This window comes from Thiomicrorhabdus sp. Kp2, from assembly GCF_000478585.1.
Classification (GTDB): Bacteria; Pseudomonadota; Gammaproteobacteria; order Thiomicrospirales; family Thiomicrospiraceae; genus Thiomicrorhabdus.
In genome coordinates this window covers 1927794-1947976 of sequence record NZ_ARWI01000001.1, presented here as the reverse complement: position 1 = coordinate 1947976, position 20183 = coordinate 1927794, and the positions used below count along the sequence as shown (strand labels likewise).

15 protein-coding genes, 3 tRNA genes and 3 rRNA genes are annotated in these 20183 nt (G+C 41.4%); 6 read left to right on the top strand and 15 right to left on the bottom strand.

Features of this window, described 5'->3' with window-relative positions:
* Positions 1-4 precede the first annotated feature (4 nt).
* Both A379_RS12785 and A379_RS08815 read left to right on the top strand, forming a co-directional pair.
* On the top strand, positions 5-841 hold the full coding sequence (locus tag A379_RS12785) for a DUF2914 domain-containing protein (RefSeq protein ID WP_051145122.1): 837 nt from the start codon (positions 5-7) through the stop codon (positions 839-841).
* On the top strand, positions 828-1415 hold the full coding sequence (locus A379_RS08815) for a transglycosylase SLT domain-containing protein (RefSeq protein ID WP_040727554.1): 588 nt from the start codon (positions 828-830) through the stop codon (positions 1413-1415). Before A379_RS12785 ends, A379_RS08815 begins: the two co-directional genes overlap by 14 nt.
* 185 nt (positions 1416-1600) lie before the next feature.
* On the opposite strand, the gene fabB is transcribed toward A379_RS08815, so the two are convergent.
* From fabB to A379_RS08760, 11 genes are all read right to left on the bottom strand, one after another.
* Positions 1601-2821, bottom strand: a complete 1221-nt coding sequence (fabB, locus tag A379_RS08810; protein WP_040727552.1) for a beta-ketoacyl-ACP synthase I — start codon at positions 2819-2821, stop codon at positions 1601-1603.
* 2 nt (positions 2822-2823) lie between these two features.
* Positions 2824-3339 carry a 3-hydroxyacyl-[acyl-carrier-protein] dehydratase FabA gene (fabA, locus tag A379_RS08805; RefSeq protein ID WP_040727550.1) on the bottom strand — a complete coding sequence of 172 codons (516 nt, stop codon included), beginning with the start codon at positions 3337-3339 and terminating at the stop codon, positions 2824-2826.
* Between the two features lie 121 nt (positions 3340-3460).
* Positions 3461-3536: transfer RNA gene (locus tag A379_RS08800), tRNA-Thr, on the bottom strand.
* Between the two features lie 62 nt (positions 3537-3598).
* Positions 3599-4360: a type III pantothenate kinase gene (locus A379_RS08795; RefSeq protein ID WP_040727549.1), complete on the bottom strand. Its 762-nt coding sequence runs from the start codon at positions 4358-4360 to the stop codon at positions 3599-3601.
* A gap of 270 nt (positions 4361-4630) precedes the next feature.
* Positions 4631-4745, bottom strand: a 5S ribosomal RNA gene (rrf, locus tag A379_RS08790).
* Between the two features lie 180 nt (positions 4746-4925).
* A 23S ribosomal RNA gene (locus A379_RS08785) occupies positions 4926-7792 on the bottom strand.
* Between the two features lie 554 nt (positions 7793-8346).
* Positions 8347-8423 (bottom strand) — tRNA-Ile (locus A379_RS08780).
* Positions 8424-8465: 42 nt separating this feature from the next.
* Positions 8466-8541 (bottom strand) — tRNA-Ala (locus A379_RS08775).
* Positions 8542-8612: 71 nt separating this feature from the next.
* Positions 8613-10158 (bottom strand): 16S ribosomal RNA (locus A379_RS08770).
* Together the 16S, 23S and 5S rRNA genes with 2 tRNA genes alongside form the textbook arrangement of a ribosomal RNA operon.
* A gap of 775 nt (positions 10159-10933) precedes the next feature.
* On the bottom strand, positions 10934-12124 hold the full coding sequence (tyrS, locus tag A379_RS08765; RefSeq protein ID WP_040727547.1) for a tyrosine--tRNA ligase: 1191 nt from the start codon (positions 12122-12124) through the stop codon (positions 10934-10936).
* A 59-nt stretch (positions 12125-12183) separates the two neighbouring features.
* A complete protein-coding gene (locus tag A379_RS08760; RefSeq protein ID WP_040727545.1) occupies positions 12184-13128 on the bottom strand; it encodes a dihydroorotate dehydrogenase in 945 nt (314 codons plus the stop codon).
* A 14-nt stretch (positions 13129-13142) separates the two neighbouring features.
* On the opposite strand from A379_RS08760, the gene A379_RS08755 reads away from it, so the two are divergent.
* Positions 13143-13607, top strand: coding sequence for a tRNA (cytidine(34)-2'-O)-methyltransferase (locus tag A379_RS08755; protein WP_040727543.1), 465 nt, complete (start codon positions 13143-13145; stop codon positions 13605-13607).
* A 61-nt stretch (positions 13608-13668) separates the two neighbouring features.
* On the opposite strand, the gene A379_RS08750 is transcribed toward A379_RS08755, so the two are convergent.
* From A379_RS08750 to A379_RS08735, 4 genes are all read right to left on the bottom strand, one after another.
* Positions 13669-14676 (bottom strand): NAD(P)H-dependent glycerol-3-phosphate dehydrogenase, encoded by a 1008-nt coding sequence (locus A379_RS08750; RefSeq protein ID WP_040727542.1) that lies wholly within the window; start codon positions 14674-14676, stop codon positions 13669-13671.
* A gap of 12 nt (positions 14677-14688) precedes the next feature.
* Positions 14689-15144 carry a protein-export chaperone SecB gene (secB, locus tag A379_RS08745; protein WP_040727541.1) on the bottom strand — a complete coding sequence of 152 codons (456 nt, stop codon included), beginning with the start codon at positions 15142-15144 and terminating at the stop codon, positions 14689-14691.
* Between the two features lie 29 nt (positions 15145-15173).
* Positions 15174-15428 (bottom strand): glutaredoxin 3, encoded by a 255-nt coding sequence (gene grxC, locus A379_RS08740; RefSeq protein ID WP_040727539.1) that lies wholly within the window; start codon positions 15426-15428, stop codon positions 15174-15176.
* Between the two features lie 65 nt (positions 15429-15493).
* Positions 15494-15934 carry a rhodanese-like domain-containing protein gene (locus tag A379_RS08735; RefSeq protein WP_040727538.1) on the bottom strand — a complete coding sequence of 147 codons (441 nt, stop codon included), beginning with the start codon at positions 15932-15934 and terminating at the stop codon, positions 15494-15496.
* A gap of 104 nt (positions 15935-16038) precedes the next feature.
* Between A379_RS08735 and gpmI the strand changes: the two genes are divergently transcribed.
* The 3 genes from gpmI to A379_RS08720 all read left to right on the top strand — a co-directional run bounded on the left by gpmI (position 16039) and on the right by A379_RS08720 (position 19981).
* The gene (gene gpmI, locus A379_RS08730; RefSeq protein WP_040727537.1) at positions 16039-17616 is read left to right on the top strand and encodes a 2,3-bisphosphoglycerate-independent phosphoglycerate mutase; all 1578 of its coding nucleotides are present in this window, start codon (positions 16039-16041) and stop codon (positions 17614-17616) included.
* 169 nt (positions 17617-17785) lie between these two features.
* A complete protein-coding gene (gene cls, locus A379_RS08725; RefSeq protein ID WP_051145121.1) occupies positions 17786-19201 on the top strand; it encodes a cardiolipin synthase in 1416 nt (471 codons plus the stop codon).
* A gap of 24 nt (positions 19202-19225) precedes the next feature.
* Positions 19226-19981: an endonuclease/exonuclease/phosphatase family protein gene (locus A379_RS08720; RefSeq protein WP_040727536.1), complete on the top strand. Its 756-nt coding sequence runs from the start codon at positions 19226-19228 to the stop codon at positions 19979-19981.
* Positions 19982-20183 lie beyond the last annotated feature (202 nt).

The following is a 20183-nucleotide window of genomic DNA, read 5'->3' as shown; positions in this document are numbered from 1 at the left end:
ATTTATGCAAATGCCCGACACCGATAATATCGATTTTCAATATGCCTTTAAGATAGGCTATCGAATGGCGATTGAGGGCAAAAGGGTCACAAGTATGCCTAGCAGCATTCGCCGAGACATGGGCATGCGTGACTATTTTCAACAAGGTTGGGAACAGGCACTTGAAGATGTCAGTTTAGCCAATGCACAGGCGAATAAACCCGAGTGGCGTAAACGCTTTATATGGTTTGTCTTTATGGTTTTAGGTGGCATTGGTACCGCCAAACTCATGATTTACAATATTGAAGCAGAAAAAGCTCAGCAACAGGCCATTATTGAAGGTACACATACCTTAACAGTGCAGCAAAACTCACCCACAGAGTTACCTAGCGAGACTAAAGCCGTTCATAAAACGTTACCTCAACTTAGCCTTCTCTCTAATGAACAGCGTCAAGACCTAGCTCAAACTAAGCAAAACTTTACGACTCTTGAGGCCATCCCTCTTGAACCAATTATTGACAGTAAAATAAAGATAACTTTTTCTCAACTGAGTGAGTCTATCGAAAATAGAACCCCTGTTAACCCTCTGAGTGAAGTAGTTCCTAAATATATCCGTACCGTTTATTTCTTTACAGAGGTTACTGAAGCAAAGGGTAAAACAATCTTTCACCGTTGGCGAACGGATAATCAAGTCATGGCAACGGTTGAATTAAATATTCAAAGTGATAAATTTAGAACATGGTCTTCAAAAAAACTCAGTAGCGCTTGGCAAGGCAAGTGGTATTTAGAGGTTTTAGACGAAAACCAAAATGTAATTTACCGTAAACAGTTTTACTATGGAATAAAAAATGACAAGCCTTAAACGCTTAACCCTGATTGTACTCAGTTTAATTATTGCTACATTAACGGGTTGCAGTAGTACTCCGCCACCTAAAAAAACATTTAACAATGTCTGCTCGATCTATGACCATGACGATGACTGGCAAGAGGCTGCTGAGAAATCCTATAGAAAATGGGGAACTCCGCCACATGTGCTGATGGCAATGGTCCATCAAGAGTCGCGTTTTAAACCCAATGCTCAACCTAAAAGAGAATATGCATTAGGCATGATTCCATTACCTAGAAAATCTTCTGCATATGGTTACTCTCAAGCAAAGGACGGTACCTGGCATGACTATATGAAAGCGACAGGTAATTGGGGAGCTTCACGTTCAGATATTGAAGATTCAATGGATTTTATTGGATGGTATAACTACCAATCTTATAAACGCCTGAAGATTTCGCGTAAAGACACTTACAAGCTGTACCTTGCTTACCACGAAGGACAAGGTGGCTACTCAAGACGCACCTATTTAAAAAAGGATTGGTTGCTTAAAGTCGCAAAAAAAGTTTCTGACCGAGCAAGAATGTATAAAAAGCAAGACCGTAGATGTTAATCAGAGAAGCCCTGATTATAGAAAATGATAGGCTTAATATTTTAAATATAAAAAAAACCGAGAAAGAAAAATCCAACTCGGTTTTTTATATATTTTTAAAATAACCCGTGTTTAAAATAACTCGTGCTCTAAATGAGTAAATACAAAGGGTATTTACCAGGCCTGGTTATTCTAAATCGTGTTAATTAGGCTTTATAACGTTCAAATACCACTGAAGCGTTTGTACCACCAAATCCAAAACTGTTACTCATAATACGGTTCAACCCTGCATTATCAATACGCTCTGTAACGATAGGCATACCTTCACACTCTGGATCTAAGTTTTCAATATTGATTGAAGGACAGATAAAATCTTTTTCTAACATTAATAAGCTATAAATAAACTCATGAACACCAGCTGCACCCAAAGAGTGACCAGACATGGATTTAGTTGAACTGATTTTAGGCACTTTAGCGCCAAATACTTCACGAATTGCCGCGGCTTCTTTTGTATCACCTACTGGAGTAGATGTTCCATGAGGGTTAATGTAATCAACATCACCATCAACAGTTGCTAATGCCATCTGCATACAACGTACTGCACCCTCTCCAGATGGAGCTACCATATCGTAGCCATCAGAGTTCGCACCATAACCAGTAATTTCAGCGTAAATTTTAGCTCCACGAGCTAAAGCATGTTCTAATTCCTCAACAACAACCATTCCGCCGCCGCCCGCAATTACAAAACCATCACGGTCTGCATCATAGGCACGAGATGCTTTTTCTGGAGAATCATTGTATTTAGAAGAGAGCGCACCCATTGCATCAAACATAACGGACATTGTCCAGTGTAGCTCTTCACCACCACCTGCAAAGACTACGTCTTGTTTACCAAGTTGGATTTGCTCAACAGCTGTACCAATACAGTGTGCAGAAGTTGAACAAGCTGAACTGATTGAATAGTTGATACCTTTAATTTTAAAAGGTGTTGCTAAACAGGCCGATACTGTTGAACCCATAGTACGGGTCACCATGTATGGACCAACGCGTTTTACTCCCTTCTCACGCGCGATTTCAACCGCCTGAGTAGAGTTAGAGTTTGAACCACCACCTGAACCAGCAATAAGGCCTGTTCTAGGGTTAGAAATTTGATCTTCTGTTAAGCCAGAATCTGTTACAGCTTGTTGCATAGCAATATATGAATACGCAGCTGCGTCACCCATAAAACGTAACTGCTTACGATCTATATGGTCTTTAAATTCTAAATTCTTAATGGCACCGTGCACTTGCGAACGCATACCATTTTCAGCATATTCAGGGGCAAACACTATTCCAGACTTACCTTCATAAAGTGAATCTGAAACTTCTTCAGCATTGTTACCTAAACTAGAAACAATACCTAAACCTGTAATAACAACTCTTTTCATAATTAAAAACTATCCGTATTTGTGAATAGGCCAACCTTAAGGTCAGATGCACTATAAATTTCGCGTCCATCAACAAACATTTTAGCATCACCTAAACCCATATAAAGTTTACGTTTGATGACTCGTTTCATATCAATGACATATTCTACTTTTTTTGCTGTAGGTAAAACTTGGCCATAGAATTTGACTTCACCCGAACCCAATGCTCTTCCACGACCAGGCCCACCAGTCCAACCAAGGAAAAAACCAATTAATTGCCACATGGCATCTAAACCTAAACACCCAGGCATAACAGGGTCTTCATTGAAATGGCATTCAAAAAACCATAGATCCTCAGTAATATCTAGTTCTGCTCTAATCTGACCTTTTCCGTAAGCACCGCCTTCTTCAGAGATATGAGTAATACGATCCATCATTAACATCGGAGGAAGAGGTAATTGGGCATTACCAGGGCCAAAGAGTTCTCCACGACCACTCGATAAAAGTTCTTCTTTTGTGTAACTAGACTGTTGTTCCATTCGGCTTACCAATTTCAATATCAAATATCCTGCATTATAACAGTTCGTTAAAGCACAGTACAATTCGAGTTTATATAACAAAAAAGCCCGTAATTCACTATAAATTACGGGCTTTAAAATATGGTGCCGACATCAAGACTTGAACTTGAAACCTACTGATTACAAATCAGTTGCACTACCAATTGTGCTATGTCGGCTGAAGTTGCTGCGTATTATAAGGGCATTTAAAATTTCGTCAATATCTTTTTTCAATTATTTTCTATTTTTTTACACTTTCTTCAACATTAACCATTCCTTGTAGAACCAGGTCAGGTATATAGTCAAAATCATAGTCAATTAAGCTGGAAATCTTCAGAGATTCACCACCTGTTATAATGAGTTTAAAACGGGTTTGTAGCTGGCTATTAAGGTCTAGCACGACCTGATTAATAAATGAAGCTGTCATATAAAGAGTACCACCCAATATACCATCAGCCGTATTAGTAGCTAAAATCTGTGTTCGGTAATCATTACCTAATTCTTTAGCATCCTCAAAGAGTGGTAAATCATTTGTATTGAGTGCCAAGGAGCTTCGCATTGTATGCAAACCAGGAACAATAAACCCACCTAAATGCTTACCATTCATAATAGCATCGATAGTCAAAGCTGTTCCAGCATCAGCAACAATAACGGGATCACGGTAAATACCAACTGCTCCGAGCATGGCAAACCAACGGTCATCACCGAGTTGACTAAAATCATCATAACCAGAGGTTAAATCACAGCACTCTTTTTGTGAAGATAGTTGTATTGGAAAAATCTGCCAAGCCGTTTGAATCGATCTTTTAAGTAATTCAATGCGATGAGCATCCCCAACTGCAGAAAAATAAACCACATCTGGAATACCGTCAATTTCAAAAAATGCCAAACCTCTCTTTTCAATTTCATCAAAAGAGATAGCTTCGTGAAGTACGTATGAATCGTTAATAACAGTTGCCCATTTTATAAAACTATTACCAATGTCCAAGAAGAGCTTATTCATAAAATTAACTAACCAAAAGATCTTAAAATCAGATATAACGTTAAATAGAAACAGTATTTACATACTGCAAAGTAGCCAATATGATACACGATAGCCCTTAAAAAACAGCACTATATTCACTCTAAATACCTAGTATTACTTTACGAAAAAAAATAAAAACATATAAAAATAGACTCGGTATTTACCAACAACAAAGCACAAGCTGTCTGTTAAAAATTTGGGCAAAAAAAAACCCGCTATATCGAAGATATAACGGGTTTTAGGATATAAGCTTGGCAATGACCTACTCTCACATGGGACCTCCCACACTACCATCGGCGCTAAGACGTTTCACTTCTGAGTTCGGAAAGGGATCAGGTGGTTCCATCTTGCTATTGTCACCAAGCAATTTGGTGTTACGGGCTGATTAGTATCAACCACGTAAAATTCTTTGAAATAGATCTCTTTGAGATTTTATAAATTTGGTTTTTCTATAATCTCGAACACTCAAGGTATACCATAACCACTCTTAAACTCTTAGTTACGTTACTCTACTTCACTTTAACAAAAGTTACTTTTGAGTTGTATAGTTAAGCCTCACGGGTAATTAGTACAAGTTAGCTTCATACATTACTGCACTTCCACACCTTGCCTATCAACGTCATAGTCTCTAACGGCCCTTCAGAAGACTTAAAGTCTAGGGAAATCTAATCTTGGGACAGGTTTCCCGCTTAGATGCTTTCAGCGGTTATCCTTTCCGAACGTAGCTACCGGGCAATGCTATTGGCATAACAACCCGAACACCAGCGGTTCGTCCACTCCGGTCCTCTCGTACTAGGAGCAGCCTCCCTCAAATTTCCAACGCCCACGGCAGATAGGGACCGAACTGTCTCACGACGTTCTAAACCCAGCTCGCGTACCACTTTAAATGGCGAACAGCCATACCCTTGGGACCGACTTCAGCCCCAGGATGTGATGAGCCGACATCGAGGTGCCAAACACCGCCGTCGATATGAACTCTTGGGCGGTATCAGCCTGTTATCCCCGGAGTACCTTTTATCCGTTGAGCGATGGCCCTTCCACACAGAACCACCGGATCACTAGAACCTGCTTTCGCACCTGCTCGACGTGTCAGTCTCGCAGTCAAGCACCCTTTTACTCTTGCGCTCATTGCACGATGTCCGACCGTGCTGAGGGTACCTTCGCGCTCCTCCGTTACTCTTTAGGAGGAGACCGCCCCAGTCAAACTACCCACCATACACTGTCCCTGACCAGGATTCACTGGCCTAGGTTAGAACCTCAATAATATCAGGGTGGTATTTCAAGATTGGCTCCACAATAACTGGCGTTACTGCTTCAAAGCCTCCCACCTATCCTACACAGATAGTATCAAAGTCCAGTGCAAAGCTGTAGTAAAGGTTCACGGGGTCTTTCCGTCTAGCCGCGGGTACGCAGCATCTTAACTGCGATTTCAATTTCGCTGAGTCTCGGGTGGAGACAGTGTGGCCATCATTACGCCATTCGTGCAGGTCGGAACTTACCCGACAAGGAATTTCGCTACCTTAGGACCGTTATAGTTACGGCCGCCGTTTACCGGGGCTTCGATCAAGAGCTTCGCCTAAGCTAACCCCATCAATTAACCTTCCGGCACCGGGCAGGCGTCACACCGTATACGTCATCTTTCGATTTTGCACAGTGCTATGTTTTTAGTAAACAGTTGCAGCCACCATTTTATTGCAACCCCCGAAAGCTTACAGAGCAAGTCTTTCACCTAAGGGGGCGTACCTTCTCCCGAAGTTACGGTACCATTTTGCCTAGTTCCTTCACCCGAGTTCTCTCAAGCGCCTTAGAATTCTCATCCTGACCACCTGTGTTGGTTTGGGGTACGATTCTTTATTACCTGAAGCTTAGAAGCTTTTCTTGGAAGCATGGCATCAATCACTTCGTCCAAAAGAGGACTCGTCATCAGGTCTCAGCATAAAGTATCCCGGATTTACCTAAGATACATGCCTACATCCTTAAACTTGGACAACCATCGCCAAGCTGATCTAGCCTACTCCGTCCCTCCATCGCAGTAATAAAAAGTGCAGGAATATTAACCTGCTTCCCATCGACTACGCCTCTCGGCCTCGTCTTAGGGGTCGACTAACCCTACGTCGATTAACGTTGCGTAGGAAACCTTGGTCTTTCGGCGAGGGAGCTTTTCACTCCCTTTATCGCTACTCATGTCAGCATTCGCACTTCTGATACCTCCAGGACACTTTACAATGCCCCTTCGCAGGCTTACAGAACGCTCCTCTACCATGCCATAAATGGCATCCGCATCTTCGGTATATTACTTAGCCCCGTTAAATCTTCGGCGCAGGCCGACTCGATCAGTGAGCTATTACGCTTTCTTTAAAGGGTGGCTGCTTCTAAGCCAACCTCCTGACTGTCTGAGCCTTCCCACATCCTTTCCCACTTAGTAATATTTAGGGACCTTAGATGGCGGTCTGGGTTGTTTCCCTCTTGACTACGGACGTTAGCACCCGCAGTCTGTCTCCCATGATTGTACTTGTTGGTATTCGGAGTTTGCAATGGGCTGCTAATCCTTGACGGACCGCTAGACCATAACAGTGCTCTACCCCCAACAGTAAGACATGAGGCACTACCTAAATAGTTTTCGAGGAGAACCAGCTATCTCCGGGCTTGATTAGCCTTTCACTCCGATCCACAGCTCATCCCCGCATTTTTCAACATACGTGGGTTCGGTCCTCCAGTACCTGTTACGGCACCTTCAACCTGGCCATGGATAGATCGCCCGGTTTCGGGTCTACACCATGCAACTAAACGCCCATTTAAGACTCGGTTTCCCTACGACTCCCCTATTCGGTTAATCTCGCTACATAATGTAAGTCGCTGACCCATTATACAAAAGGTACGCAGTCACAGAACAAGTCTGCTCCTACTGCTTGTACGTACACGGTTTCAGGTTCTATTTCACTCCCCTTCAGGGGTTCTTTTCGCCTTTCCCTCACGGTACTGGTTCACTATCGGTCAGAAGAGAGTATTTAGCCTTGAAGGGTGGTCCCCCCATGTTCAAACAGGATTTCTCGTGTCCCGTCCTACTCGATTTCACACTTAAAAGATTTTCGTATACAGGACTATCACCTTGTATCGTTAGACTTTCCAGACTATTCTACTAATCTTATAAATGCTTAAGGGCTGGTCCCCGTTCGCTCGCCGCTACTTAGGGAATCTCGGTTGATTTCTTTTCCTCCGGGTACTTAGATGTTTCAGTTCCCCGGGTTAGCCTCCTGCAAGCAGGATATCCATAAATGGATGGGTTTTCCCATTCGGAAATCCACGGATCAATGCATGTTTACTGACTCCCCGTGGCTTATCGCAAGTTACTACGTCCTTCATCGCCTTCTTCTGCCTAGGCATCCACCGTGTACGCTTAGTCACTTAACTATACAACTCAAAAATAACCTTATGCCTTTTGTTAACTCCGCAAGTTCTGGTAGCTATACCATTGAATGAACTTGTTTCTGTTTATAAGGTCTGATGAGTGTACGTAACTAAAAGTTTTTCGCTGTCATGATATACGCTTGAGTATTCTCAATTATATATTTTACCTATACTTGATAACTCTTAAGCCTAAGCTTAAAAATTATCCAGTTTGCGTGACAAGCACCTGGAAGGGATACTTGCCACACCCACCTCTCAAATTGTCGGCTGAGAGGTGGGCTTCTCATTGATTGAGTCTTAAACCAACTACAATGCCTATTGATTACTCAATAAGTAGAGCTTGTATTTAAAATCTCAATCGAGAGATCTATTCCAAATTTTTAAAGAACTTGCAGTGTTTTCCACTGTAAATAAATTCTAAAGTTTTTAACTTTAAAACGTATTCAGAGTGAAACGCGTTTTTTAGCATCAACTATTTTTATTCAAGACAAGGCGTGTAATTGTGAAGTGTATTCTAGATACACGAACAATTGCATAACGCAGTATTGGATAAAAATTGGTGGGTCTGGGTGGATTTGAACCACCGACCTCACCCTTATCAGGGGTGCGCTCTAACCAACTGAGCTACAGACCCAAATCTAATTTATATTTAGACAATATCTAAATAAGTAGAATTTGGTGGAGCTATGCGGGATCGAACCGCAGACCTCCTGCGTGCAAGGCAGGCGCTCTCCCAGCTGAGCTATAGCCCCAGTTAATGCTTCATGTAATTCAGAGACAATTTATGTGAAAACTCACTTAAGCTCGTAACCATCTTTATCTTAAAGGAGGTGATCCAGCCCCAGCTTCCGCTAGGGCTACCTTGTTACGACTTCACCCCAGTCATGAACCACAAAGTGGTAAGCGCCCTCCCGAAGGTTAAGCTACCTACTTCTTTTGCAATCCACTCCCATGGTGTGACGGGCGGTGTGTACAAGGCCCGGGAACGTATTCACCGCGACATTCTGATTCGCGATTACTAGCGATTCCGACTTCATGGAGTCGAGTTGCAGACTCCAATCCGGACTACGAAGGGTTTTTTGAGATTCGCGCACTGTTGCCAGTTGGCTGCTCTTTGTACCCCCCATTGTAGCACGTGTGTAGCCCATCCCATAAGGGCCATGATGACTTGACGTCGTCCCCGCCTTCCTCCGGTTTATCACCGGCAGTCTCATTAGAGTTCTCAACTAAATGGTAGCAACTAATGATAAGGGTTGCGCTCGTTGCGGGACTTAACCCAACATCTCACGACACGAGCTGACGACAGCCATGCAGCACCTGTATCCAAGTTCCCGAAGGCACGAAACTATCTCTAGTAACTTCTTGGTATGTCAAGGGATGGTAAGGTTCTTCGCGTTGCATCGAATTAAACCACATGCTCCACCGCTTGTGCGGGCCCCCGTCAATTCCTTTGAGTTTTAATCTTGCGACCGTACTCCCCAGGCGGTCAACTTATCGCGTTAGCTTCGTTACTAATCTTTTTAATAAGACCAACAACTAGTTGACATCGTTTACGGCGTGGACTACCGGGGTATCTAATCCCGTTCGCTACCCACGCTTTCGCACCTCAGCGTCAGTTTTAAGCCAGGAAGTCGCCTTCGCCACTGATGTTCCTCCAGATATCTACGCATTTCACTGCTACACCTGGAATTCCACTTCCCTCTCTTAAACTCTAGACTACCAGTATCAGATGCAGTTCCCAGGTTGAGCCCAGGGCTTTCACAACTGACTTAATAATCCGCCTACGCGCGCTTTACGCCCAGTAATTCCGAATAACGCTTGCACCCTCTGTATTACCGCGGCTGCTGGCACAGAGTTAGCCGGTGCTTCTTCTAAAGTTAACGTCAAGAACAGCAGGTATTAACTACTGAACCTTCCTCACAATTGAAAGTGCTTTACAACCCTCGGGCCTTCTTCACACACGCGGTATGGCTGCATCAAGCTTTCGCTCATTGTGCAATATTCCCCACTGCTGCCTCCCGTAGGAGTCTGGGCCGTGTCTCAGTCCCAGTGTGGCTGATCATCCTCTCAAACCAGCTAGAGATCGTTGCCTTGGTGAGCCATTACCCCACCAACTAGCTAATCTCACGCGGGCTCATCCTATAGCGATACCTTCCAAGGAGAGGGCACCTTTACTCCGTAGAGCATATTCGGTATTAGCGTACGTTTCCATACGTTGTCCCCAACTATAGGGTAGATTCCCACGCGTTACTCACCCGTCCGCCACTCGACGCCTGAAAAAACAAGTTTTTTCATCGTTTCCGTCCGACTTGCATGTGTTAAGCCTACCGCCAGCGTTCATTCTGAGCCAGGATCAAACTCTTCAGTTTAATCTTGCTGATATATTTCAATTCCATCTCTGGAAATAAACACTCGGAATTGACAAAGTGAACATGATAAATAAATAATAAATTATTTATTACCAAATACATAATTTGTCAAAAATCGAGATTTTTTATTTGGTTACTCACTTAAGGAGTTTCCACATAAATTATCTCTGAATTACCTGATTTTTAAAGAACTTAGGTCTCTTCGAGAAAGTTAAGAAGCGAATCAAATTCACTTGCTTTTCCTTCTCGGTAAGCCGCTTATTATAAGTTGATTTCCAATTCGTTGTCAACAATTTATTTCAAATTATTTTCAACCACTTTTTCAATCAACTTAACAATCTCATATCAAATACTCAATCGTTAAGCGGGGTTCTCAACCACTTTCAACTCCCTGTTGACTTAGCGTCTAACCAGTTCGTTGTGTGTCTCCGTTGGAACAGGTGCGTATTCTAGTCATTTCACAAAACAACGCAACCCCTTTTTTCACCTTTTTGACACTTTTTTTACATTTATTCCAATACCACCACTTAACCCCATCTTACCCACGAGTTATCCACAGAGTTATTCACATTTTGGCTTCTTACCCTATTTTTTCTAACTCAAAACGTGTGGTTATTCACAGTATCAAAAGAATTCTTCCAACAGGTGACTTATAAAAAACAAAAGGCGATGCCTTTTGACATCGCCTTTTTTATTTAATAAATGATTTAACTTAATCTATGACTTAACAATATGCCTTATTACATATATATGATGTATTTAAAAACTAAAACATTTAATTAATCGTGATTTTGGCAAACTTACGTTTACCTACTTGATAAACGGCAGTGGTGCCTACTGGCATTAGTTGACGACTATCATCTACTTTTTCACCATTAATTTTAACAGCACCTTGTTTTGTCATTCGATGACCGTCAGATGTCGAACCCACCAGGCCTGCTTCTTTTAATAAGTTCGCTAATGGCATTTCACCTTCAATAGTGATCTCTTCAATATCATCAGGAATGGCGTTCTTAGAGAACTTGGTTTCAAAATCTTGCAACGCAGCTTGAGCAGCTTCTTCTGAATGGAATCGTGCAATCAATTCCAATGCGAGTTTTACTTTTACATTCCTTGGGTTTTCACCATCCGCTATCGCTTGCTTTAAACCTTCAATGGTTTCGATTGATTCAAAGCTCAATAATTCATAATAACGCCACATTAAATCATCAGACACAGACATCACTTTACCAAACATATCGTTTGGTGCATCTTTAATACCTATGTAGTTATTTAAAGACTTAGACATCTTTTGTACACCATCCAAACCTTCAAGAATCGGCATTGTTAATGTGCACTGCTGTGGCTTGCCATAATGACCTTGTAAAGTACGCCCCATTAATAGGTTGAACTTTTGATCTGTACCACCTAATTCGATATCAGCTTCTAAAGCAACTGAATCATAACCTTGTACTAAAGGGTATAAGAATTCATGAATGGCAATAGGTGTGTTGGCAGCATAACGATCACCAAAGTCATTTCGCTCTAGCATTCTGGCCACCGTCATTTTGCCTGCCAACTGAATCATATCAGCTGCAGACATCTTAGACATCCACTCAGAGTTAAAGACAACTTTCGTTTTCGCTGGATCAAGAATTTTAAAAACCTGTTCTTTATAGGTCTCGGCATTTTGAGCAACTTCTTCAGCCGTTAACGCTGGACGCGTGACACTTTTACCCGTTGGATCACCTATCATCGCGGTAAAGTCACCAATCAAGAAAAGCACCTCATGACCTAAGTCCTGAAACTGCTTCAATTTATTAATCAAAACCGTGTGACCTAAATGCAAATCCGCCGCCGTAGGATCAAATCCTGCCTTAACGCGAAGAGGCTTGCCACTCTCTAATTTTTCAATTAATTCTTTTTCAACCAGAATCTCTTCTGCACCACGTTTAATAATGGCTAATTGTTCTTGTACTGTTTTCATATTATTTTCTTATTTAAATCTAAAATTCTTTTAAAACTACCAGGCCTGTTCAAATTCAATTAACACAACACGGTGTCAGTATTTAATTCTAACTGCCCTGTCATTTGTGAGACAGAGGTATAACCATTGTCTTTCATATATTGAGCAATCCCTTTATTAACCTTTTTAACCAATAAAGGATCTTTGGCGATGGCTGTACCAATGGCAACCATTGATGCTCCCGCCAAGAAAAACTCAATTGCATCCTCAGCGCTGGCGATACCACCTAATCCAATAATAGGAATATTGTGCAGCTTGGCGACTTGATAAACTTGGTGCACTTTCAATAAAGCCACGGGTTTAATCGCGGGGCCAGAAAGGCCACCTTGGTTATTTCCCAAAGTTGGTTTTCGTGTTTTGGCATCTATCTGCATTCCCATTAAGGTATTAATAGCAGAAAGTGCATCAGCACCGGCCTCAATAACTCGTCTTGCACCCTCGGCAATATCGGTTTGATTGGGTGATAATTTAACAATTAATGGCTTGGTGGTATTTGCTCTACAAGCCTCAACCACTCTTGCGGCCATATCAGGATCATTACCAAATGCAGCTCCACCTTTTTTTACATTCGGGCAAGAGATATTGACTTCTATCGCAGGCAAATCTGTATCATTAAATAATCGCACTACTTCAGCGTACTCTTCAATACTTGAGCCAGATACATTAATAATAAAGCGTGATTCGGTTAAATCTAATTTAGGCAAATAGTCATTAATTACCGCATGAGCACCTGGGTTTTGCAAACCGATTGAGTTTAATAAACCACTTGGCGATTCCATTACACGCTCAGGTTTATTTCCAAGTTTTGGTTCTAATGTCGTGCCTTTTAAAAACACCGCACCTACATCTCTATTGGAAAACCCTGAAACAGCCTGGTATTCTATGCCATAACCAGCGTTCCCCGAAGCCATAGCTACTGGAGAATTAAAATGAATACCACAAATATCAACTGATAAATCAACCACAGAAATTTTCCTATATGTTACATATTATTCTTTACGAACCTGAAATCCCGCAAAACACAGGGGCTTTAATCCGCCTTAGTGCCAATATGGGCGCACACCTGCATTTGATTCACCCAATCGCTTTTGATTTAAGTGAAAAAAAGGTGCGCAGAGCAGGACTAGACTACGCCGAACTCGCCAATGTTTACGAACATCAAAACCTTGAAGCGTGCTTAGAAAAAGTTAAGCCAAATCGAGTTTTCGCATTAACCACCAAAACTACGCGCTATTATACCGAGCCAAAATTCGAAAATGGCGATGCTTTTATGTTTGGACCTGAAACTCGCGGACTACCTGCAGAAGTGATTGCCAGCCTGCCAGAAGAACAGAGATTAACCATTCCTATGATGCCTGGAGGTAGAAGCTTAAATCTGGCAAACGCTGTATCTGCCATGGCTTATGAAGCCTGGCGTCAACTTGATTTCAACATGAACTTATAAATAAACCTACCAGGCCTGGTTAACGCCTAAACAATCCAGACCTGGTAAGTAAAAACCTTACTTACTCAGATTTTCCTGAACGTGTCATCAGAGCATGAACCGCTTGTTTAGGTGAAATCGCTTCGCTGACGAGCAAATACACTTGCTCCATTATTGGTAAATCAAGATTCAATCTATCAGCCAATAACTTCACTGTCTTAACCGCTTTAACACCTTCAACCACTTGACCAATCTCACTCATAACTTCCTCAGAAGTATGATTACCACTGGCTAAACCAAACCCAAAACGTCTATTTCTAGATAAGTCATCGGTACAAGTTAACACCAAATCTCCCAGGCCTGCTAACCCCATCATGGTTTCAGGTTGCCCGCCTAAAGCCTGACTCATTCGCATCATCTCAACCATGCCGCGCGAAACCAAAGCCGCACGTGCATTAGCCCCCATATGCAAACCATCACTTACACCCGTTGCGATGGCCATAATATTTTTATAAGCTCCACCGACCTCAACACCAACCATGTCTGACTGGGTGTACATTCGAAAAGCATCATTATGAAATAAGTCTGCCCAATACTGCGCCTCACACTCCTGATTTGATGCACTTACCATCGCGGTAGGCAAACCTTTAGCGACTTCATTAGCAAAGGTTGGCCCAGATAAAACTGCAACGCGAGAAGATTCACCTAATACTTCAAAAGCGACTTCATGCAATAGTTTTTGACTGTTAGGTTCAAACCCCTTAGTTGCCCAAGCAAAATGAATTGTTGAACCAGCAACAAGTTTTTTTACCGAAACTAATGTCTCCCTAAACGCATTGCTTGGAACAACAAATAGAACCGCTTCAACATCAGCAATCGCTTCAGACAAACTCCCGACAGGTGCTAAATTTTCAGGGAGCTCAACGCCAGGTAAATAACGAGAGTTTTCCTTGGCCTCAACAAGCTGCCGAGCTTGCTCAGCTCGGTGAGTCCACAGATTAACAGCGTGACCAACCTTAGCTAAATGAATGGCTAAGGCAGTTCCCCAAGCTCCAGCGCCTAAAACGGCAATTTTGCGTTGCGAACTCACAAAAAATTATCTTTACTGCTCGGTTGTTTCAGATTCAGCCTGGCGCTGCTGCATGTGTTCGTGATACATCATTTCAAAGTTCACTGGCTCAAGTAGCAACTGTGGAAAACCACCACGAGCCACCAAGTCCGAAACGGTTTCACGTGCATAAGGAAATAATGCGGTAGGACATTGAACACCTAACATATACGAAAGTTCAGCATCATTAAAACCAGAAAGCGTAAAAATACCTGCCTGCTCTACTTCGCAAAGAAAGGCTGTTTTTTCTTCCACTTTAGTTGTTGCAGTCACTCTCACCACAACATGGTAAATATCACCTTCCAATAATTTACTTTCAACATTTAAATCCATACCTAAAGCGGGTTGAAAATCCGTAGTAAATAGCTCTGGAGTATTTGGTGATTCAAAAGAGATGTCTTTTGTGTAAATCTTTTGAATAACGAAATTTTGCTGAGGTGCTTCTGACATTTTTTATCCTTAAATCTTTTTATGTTTGTTTAGGCTTGTAACAGTGGATCAATTTCACCACGTTTATCGGCCGCAGATAGGTCATCAAAACCGCCTATATGATGTTCACCAATAAACACTTGCGGAACCGTATTTCTACCCGTTTTTGCTTCCAAATCCGCCCATTTTTGCGCATCATTGCCAATATCAATAGATTGATACTCAACACCTTTATCGTCAAATAAACGTTTTGCCATCATGCAAAACGGACAAGTAGCAGTACAATAAATAACAACTTCTGACATCTTTCTATCCTCTTTTGGCAAATCAGACACAACTTGGGTAGAAGTCGTTGACTGTTTTGTTAGATTTACTTTTTTTTGTTTTTTTTAGACTTTTCACGTCCAACAGGTAAACCAGCGGCTTTCCAAGCATTAATACCACCCGATAAATTATTTACATTGGTATAACCCGCTTTAGCGATAGCTCCTGCGGCTCTTGCTGAACGTGCACCTGTTAAGCAATATACCAAAATGGGTGCTTCTTTATCTGCAGGTAAATGCCCCATTTTTGAACCTATCTCAGTTGATGAAATATTGGTCGCATTGCCAATATAGCCTTCTTTATATTCATTAGCGGTTCTAACATCTAAAACAAAAGCATCATCATTATAAAGACGAGTCGCCTCATCGGTATTAACCGCTTTATATCCAGCAATCTTATCCCCTACATAACTATAGACGAGCATGAGTGTGATAACAAAAACAGCAATAAATAAAGGCCACTGTTCTTGAAAGAATTCATTAAACATTTACATTTCCTTGATAGGTATATTTTCAAACCTAATGATTTTAACAGTGAAAGTCGATACAATAAACCGAATTGACTAAATAATTTATATGGTAGAAACATCGAATGTCTCAAGAACTCAAACCAAAGATTAAAATTGCACAACGTCCAACTGGCCTAATCATCCTTGATGGCTGGGGGCACAGAGAAGAAAGAGAGCATAATGCAATCGCTCAGGCCAATACGCCAAATTGGGATAAATTGGTTGCCAACAACCCAAATACTTTAATCAGTACATCTGGTTTAGACGTAGGTCTACCACATGGTCAAATGGGTAATTCAGAAGTTGGCCACATGAACCTAGGGGCTGGCCGCGTGGTTTATCAAGAATTAACGCGTATTCAAAAAGACATTGATGATGGTCGTTTTTTCAATAACAACGCATTATTAAGCGCGATTGACAAAGCGACTGAACGTGATCGTTCGGTGCATATTTTAGGCCTACTTTCTGATGGTGGTGTTCACTCACATATCAGCCATATTAAAGCCGCGCTTTCATTGGCGGTTGACCGAGGAGCTAAAGCTTTCTTACATATCTTTACAGACGGTCGTGATACAGCACCACAAAGTGCTCTAGAGTACATTAACGAGATTGAAGCTCACATAAAAGAAATTGGTGGGAACTGTACGATTGCTTCGGTTATCGGTCGTTTTTACGCTTTAGACCGCGACAATCGCTGGGAACGCATTCAAGAGGCTTACGACTTAATCTGTTGTGGTGACGCCAAATTTAAAGCGGAAAGTGCTCGCGAAGCCGTTGAGCTTGCCTACGAACGTGGTGAAACAGATGAGTTTGTACAAGCCACCGCCATTCTAAATAAGAAAGGCAAAAAAAGTAAGGTCAAAGATGGTGACTCAATTATCTTTATGAACTATCGCTCCGACCGTGCACGCCAAGTCACCAGTGCCTTTATCATGCCTGATTTCGGTGAGTTCCATCGTTGTAAAACACCGATCTTATCGGCCTTTGTAACACTGACAGAATACAATAAAAACTTTGAAAACTTTGGTGCGACTATCGCTTTCCGCCCAACCAAACTCAAAAATACATTCGGTGAAGTCATTGCTAAATACAAGCTTCGCCAATTACGCATTGCTGAAACTGAAAAGTATGCACACGTTACCTTCTTCTTAAACGGTGGGGTTGAAGCGCCTTATTTAGGTGAAGACCGAATCTTAGTTCCTTCACCTCAAGTGCGTACCTATGACCTACAACCCGAAATGAGTGTAGGCGAACTGACTGATAAATTGGTTGAAGCAATCGAATCCGATAAATACGACACCTTCATCTGCAACATCGCCAACCCAGACATGGTCGGTCACACAGGCAACTTTGATGCTTGTATTAAAGCGGTGGAAGCGGTTGATGAAGCTTTAGGGAAAATCCTAGACTCTATTGAAAAAGCGGGAGGCCAAGTGATAGTAACGGCTGACCACGGTAATATGGAGATGCTAGTTGACCCTGAAACAGGCAAACCACTCACATCGCACACAACTTGTCCTGTACCGCTCGTCTATTTTGGTCCTAAAAAACTTGAGCTTATTGAAGGTGGTTCACTACCTGACGTTATGCCAACTTTATTAGACTTAATGGAAATAAAACAACCTGAAGAGATGACGGGAATTTCACTTCGTAAGAAGTAATTCTCATCAAATAACGCATTAGCTTTAATTAACCAGGCCTGGTGAGTTTTTAACTTACCAGGCCTGGTTGTTTATACAACTCCATAAAACCCTGCCTTTTAACTCTAGACTATTTACGCCTTTCATCATATGCTAATTTATACCTTTTGTTGCTTTGTGGGAATTGTTTATGGAAATAGTAAACGCCATTAACCAACCAGCGTTTTGGTTGTATTTTGCATACACTATTTTGGTTATTACTGCTGTCTTACACATTCTCTATCAAAGACGCTCACCTCAAAACCTAATGGCTTGGCTACTAACCCTTCTTTTACTGCCCTTTATTGGCCTTTTACTTTATATTGTTTTGGGCTCTCGTAAATTTTTTACTAAACGTAAAAAACCCATTTTATCCATACAACCCTCTTTTAAAGAGCCCCCACAAAGCGATTTGGGCGCAAGTATCAACAACATTCTAGTTGCCAATCATTTACCAAGCTCATCACAAAACAACCACATTGAAACCTTTGAAAACGCCACCGAAGCGTTTGAAAGATTTATGCTAACGCTAGAATCAACACAATCAAGCATCTACCTACAAACTTATATTTTTGAACTAGACCAAACTGGTAACGCTATTTTACAGGCACTGATTAATAAAGCTAAACAAGGTGTAGAAGTTTGTTTATTAATGGATGCCATTGGCTCTTTTGAACTTTATAGAAAGCAAAAAAAATTAAAACCACTCGTTGATGCGGGAGGGCAATATGCATTTTTTCAACCTTTACTCAAATCCCCATTTAACAGTCAGCTCAACCTAAGAAACCACCGAAAAATTTATCTATTTGATGAAAAAACCCTATTTACTGGTGGCATGAACTTATCAAGTGATTATCTAGGCTCTAAAAACACCCCTCACACATACTGGAAAGATCTTTTACAAAAGATTGAAGGACCTGCCGTCCTGCACTATCAAAATATTTTTAATGAAGACTGGAAATATACGACAAATCAAAACATAAGGCACTTACAAAACATTCAACCCTTAGAACAAACAGCTAGAAAAGGAGGAGATTCTATACAGGTTATTCCATCTGGCCCAGACATTGAAACAGATGTCCTATTTGAATGCCTACTGCACAGCCTCTTTGCCGCCAAAGAGCGTATTGAGATTGTTAGCCCCTACTTCATTCCAGACAGCTCGTTAATGAACGCCCTTCTAATCGCCATTAAACGCGGAGTAAAGGTAACCTTAACAACCCCATACAAGTCAGATCACATTATTTTTGACTTAGGGCGTAGTTCCTACATGCGCGAATTGAATGAAAATGGCGGAAAAGTCTTTCTTGACGGTTCAACCATGCTTCACGCAAAGTTAATTTTAATTGATGATGAATGCGCCATTATTGGCTCAGCCAACTTAGATTACCGCTCCATGTTCATAAACCATGAAGTGGTCAACTTTATCTATTCTAAAACCGTTATTCAGCAGATGAAAAACTGGCTCAATAAGATTCAAACATCCGCAACCGTTTATCACTCAAGCCAAAAAAGAAGACGTCGACTTTTAGAAAACCTCACCCGAATTTTTGCACCAATACTGTAACCTTTAACCAAGCAGAATATAGTCATGTATAAACCAAAATATACCCCCATATCGCCTCCAAACGGTGATACTTTTACACCAAAACAGCTCCCCAAGTCTTTCACCCTATTAACCTGGAATTTACAAAAAACTGACTTTGCTCACTATATTCACCGCTCATTCAATGAACTTTTAAAAACCCTAGACCCATCTATTCAACCAGATATTTTATCTTTTCAAGAAGCCAAAACATTTCCATCACAAAATACCTTTTTTAACATGCCTTTTATTATGGCGCCCAATATTCAAACCAAAAAAAACCATTTTGGGGTTTTAACTGCTTCTAACGCCACAATAACACCGATTAGACAGTGTTTAACCCAGAGCAAAGAGCTTGGCTGGACAACCCACAAAACCGCTTTAATTACCGAACACCTAATGAACAACCAACAAGTCCTAACTCATGTCAATATTCATGCCATCAATTTTGTGACCAATAGCGTTTTTTACCAAGAGTTAAATAAACTATGGCAACATCTTGAACACATTGATGGACCAATTATTCTGAGCGGCGACTTCAATACGTGGAATGCAAAAAGAACCAACAACCTAAATTTGACCACACAAAAATTAAAGCTCAAGAAGGTTGAGTTTTTAGACAACAAGCCCGTAAAAACAATGCTGAGACATCCTATTGACTTCATATTTTATCGCGGTGTAGAGCTTGAGCACTCAATGGCTTTAAACGTAAAAAACATATCCGATCACAACCCTATATTGGCGACCTTTCGCAGCAGCTAATCCAAGCAAGGCCATCAAAGGCTAAAAATAAGCGTTTACAAGCAGATAAATCGCCTTTATAGCAACTCAAACAATGGTAAAATTTGATTCTAATTGCCCTAATAAAGTATAATTCCGCTCTTATTTTTATTATTTATACGCGCTGAAACGAGACAAATCCCTTGTACATCAATAGGTTAACCTAGCTTAACCTAGGGTTATT

Excerpts from the sequence above, each read along its gene's own strand:
- tyrS (WP_040727547.1), bottom strand. The coding sequence starts at position 12,124 with ATGAAAACAGTACAAGAACAATTAGCCATTATTAAACGTGGTGCAGAA.
- grxC (WP_040727539.1), bottom strand. The coding sequence starts at position 15,428 with ATGTCAGAAGTTGTTATTTATTGTACTGCTACTTGTCCGTTTTGCATG.
- cls (WP_051145121.1), top strand. The coding sequence starts at position 17,786 with ATGGAAATAGTAAACGCCATTAACCAACCAGCGTTTTGGTTGTATTTT.
- A379_RS08755 (WP_040727543.1), top strand. The coding sequence starts at position 13,143 with ATGTTACATATTATTCTTTACGAACCTGAAATCCCGCAAAACACAGGG.
- gpmI (WP_040727537.1), top strand. The coding sequence starts at position 16,039 with ATGTCTCAAGAACTCAAACCAAAGATTAAAATTGCACAACGTCCAACT.
- A379_RS12785 (WP_051145122.1), top strand. The coding sequence starts at position 5 with ATGCAAATGCCCGACACCGATAATATCGATTTTCAATATGCCTTTAAG.
- A379_RS08795 (WP_040727549.1), bottom strand. The coding sequence starts at position 4,360 with ATGAATAAGCTCTTCTTGGACATTGGTAATAGTTTTATAAAATGGGCA.
- fabB (WP_040727552.1), bottom strand. The coding sequence starts at position 2,821 with ATGAAAAGAGTTGTTATTACAGGTTTAGGTATTGTTTCTAGTTTAGGT.
- A379_RS08815 (WP_040727554.1), top strand. The coding sequence starts at position 828 with ATGACAAGCCTTAAACGCTTAACCCTGATTGTACTCAGTTTAATTATT.
- secB (WP_040727541.1), bottom strand. The coding sequence starts at position 15,144 with ATGTCAGAAGCACCTCAGCAAAATTTCGTTATTCAAAAGATTTACACA.
- A379_RS08720 (WP_040727536.1), top strand. The coding sequence starts at position 19,226 with ATGTATAAACCAAAATATACCCCCATATCGCCTCCAAACGGTGATACT.
- fabA (WP_040727550.1), bottom strand. The coding sequence starts at position 3,339 with ATGGAACAACAGTCTAGTTACACAAAAGAAGAACTTTTATCGAGTGGT.
- A379_RS08735 (WP_040727538.1), bottom strand. The coding sequence starts at position 15,934 with ATGTTTAATGAATTCTTTCAAGAACAGTGGCCTTTATTTATTGCTGTT.